Source organism: Microcystis sp. M109S1, assembly GCF_020247025.1.
In the GTDB taxonomy this organism is placed as follows: domain Bacteria; phylum Cyanobacteriota; class Cyanobacteriia; order Cyanobacteriales; family Microcystaceae; genus Microcystis.
In genome coordinates, this window is the sequence record NZ_JADBRW010000174.1 from 1 (window position 1) to 2,514 (window position 2,514).

Annotated in this window: 2 protein-coding genes; both read left to right on the plus strand. The window is 44.9% G+C overall.

Annotated elements, in window-relative coordinates; genetic code table 11:
• A partial coding sequence (locus IM322_RS08275; protein WP_287713172.1) for a zinc ribbon domain-containing protein occupies positions 1-318 on the plus strand: 318 nt, incomplete at its 5' end.
• A gap of 73 nt (positions 319-391) precedes the next feature.
• The coding region (locus IM322_RS08280; RefSeq protein ID WP_502866911.1) for a calcium-binding protein at positions 392-2,514 on the plus strand (2,123 nt) is incomplete at its 3' end.

Below are 2,514 nucleotides of genomic sequence, written 5' to 3' on the forward strand. Positions count from 1 at the left end.
CATTTCACTTCTCAAGATTGTTCAGTTTGTGGGACGAGAGTTCAAAAATCATTAAGCACTAGAACTCATCAATGTCCCAATTGTAAAACAGTCTTAGATAGGGATCATAATGCAGCAATCAACATTCTTAAAAAAGGGTTGCAATATTTGGGAAATTATCTCAACGGTACTGTTGGGCAAACAGAAACCGACCCAAACGCCTTGGGAGAGTCCGGCCTCTGGGTTCTTAATGGAGACATTGAGAATCTAAGTTGTCTCGTTGAACAAGGAATTTCCGATAGTGATAGGTCAAGAATCCCCCGTCACAGCGTAGCTTGACGGTGGGAGTATGTCAATTGTCTAACAATTGTTGCTATTTCACTAACTACCTTATTTTTTATGGTTAAAAATTATGGCAAGCAAATCTTATTCGATGGTGCAAAATTCCCCAGCTGGAACAACCGGAACGGGACTAGAGCAAACGGTTGAAAGAATTGGCAGAGATCCAGGACTTGCTGGTGCTAATCTCGGCACAGATATTACGGGTGGAATGACGGCAGCTAACGGATTAAATCAGTTAATCTTAGAAGCCAAACAAGCCACTGGAGTTGCTAGTAATGGCATTTTTACTGTCAGTGACGTAACCGCGATTAATGCTTGGATTCGCGCTAACCGTTTAGCAGAATTTACTGCTCTCCACGGCGATGATGACGGTACAACAGAAACAGGCTTTCATCTAGTCCAAAATGACGGAGCGACTCAACAGTATCGCAATCAGAATTTAGTTGATACGGTTTTTGATGGCATTTATCACATTGGTTTCCTCATTCAAAATGGTACTTTTCTCAATGAAGATGGGAACGCAAATGCCACGGTTGCTCAGGTGGCGGATTGGCTAACCCAATTTTATACAGATCGGGCCACAACTAATACCGGACTTGATCGGATTACGGAATTAATCATTGCTGATCAGGGTTTAGCGCAAAATATACCTTGGCAAGAAATTGCTGGCGGTGCTGATGCTGCCAATGGACTGAATGATTTATTAAAAACAGCGATCGCTACCTACAATCTCGCCGCCGATGGTTCAATTTCCGAAAGCGATATTGCACAAATTAACAATTGGATTCGCTCTGATGCCACCCGTTATAATACTTTTGTTGTTCTGCATGGGGATGATGACGGCACAACAGAAACTGGCTTCCATTTAGTTCAAAATGACGGCGCTCAGACCACATATTTTGCGAAAAACCTAGTTAATACCGTTGCCGACGGAATCTATCATATTGGTTTTCAGATCCAAAATGGGCGGTTTCTCAACGAAGATGGTGCAGCTAATGCCACAGTCAAAGATGTAGCAGATTGGGTAACATATTTTTACGTTGATCAGTCCACCACTGGCACAGGATTAGACAAAATTGTCGATACCATCAAAATTGATACTGGCTTAGCCAAGTGGACAAATGCCGGGGATATTAACGCCGGAGCCGCCGCCGCCGACGGACTTAACCATCTATTAGTAGATGGCATTACCGCTACAGGTGTCGCTGCTGATGGCTGGATTACCAGCGATGATATTCGCACCCTCAATCAATGGGTTCGCACTAATCACTATGACGAATTTGTCCTCCTCCACGGTGACGATGAGGGAAATGAGGAAACAGGCTACCACCTGGTACAAAATGACGGAGCGACAACCCAATACTTCGGTAAAAATTTAGTCAATACCGTAGCCGATGGACTCTATCATATTGGCTTTACCATCCAAGAAAATCGTCTCGTCAACGAAGACGGCGATGCCAATGCTCGCCTTAACGATGTTGCCAGTTGGCTCAACTATTTCTATCTTCAGAAAACCATTATTTACGGTGATAACTCTAGCGACACGATTACAGGTACGAATCTTGCCGAACACCTGATGGGTTACGGGGGAAACGATATTCTCAATGGTGGCGGCGGAGATGACCTAATCGATGGAGATTGGGGGTCTGACACTTTATCGGCTGGGGTTGGCAATGACTTACTCTATGGCGGCGCAGACAATGACCAATTGGATGGAGGCGAAGGGTCAGACACTTATTATGTCTCTGGTAATCTAGCTGGAGGCTGGTCGAGTTTCCAAGGCTACGACATCTACACCGATACCGGCACCTCTGGGGTGGATAAAATTGTGGTTTTGGGTACAGGAGACGTGGACCTGGGGATTCTTTCCTTTAGCGCCAATAGTGGCATTGAAACCATCGACGGGACAGGAGTAACAGGAAAAGTCACCATCGTCGGTGATTGGAGTGACAATACCCTCGACTTCTCTAACACTGCTTTTGTCGGTGACAATATCCAAATCCATGGCTATTGGGGGAATGATCAAATTACGGGTAATGCTGCCAATAATGTCATTATCGGTGGCGGTGGTGAGGACAATCTTAACGGTGGTAACGGTTCCGACAATTACCTCTATACTGGCTATCAAAGTAATAATTGGGATAGCTTTGAAGGCTATGACACCATTACGGATACAGGAACCACTGGCACAGA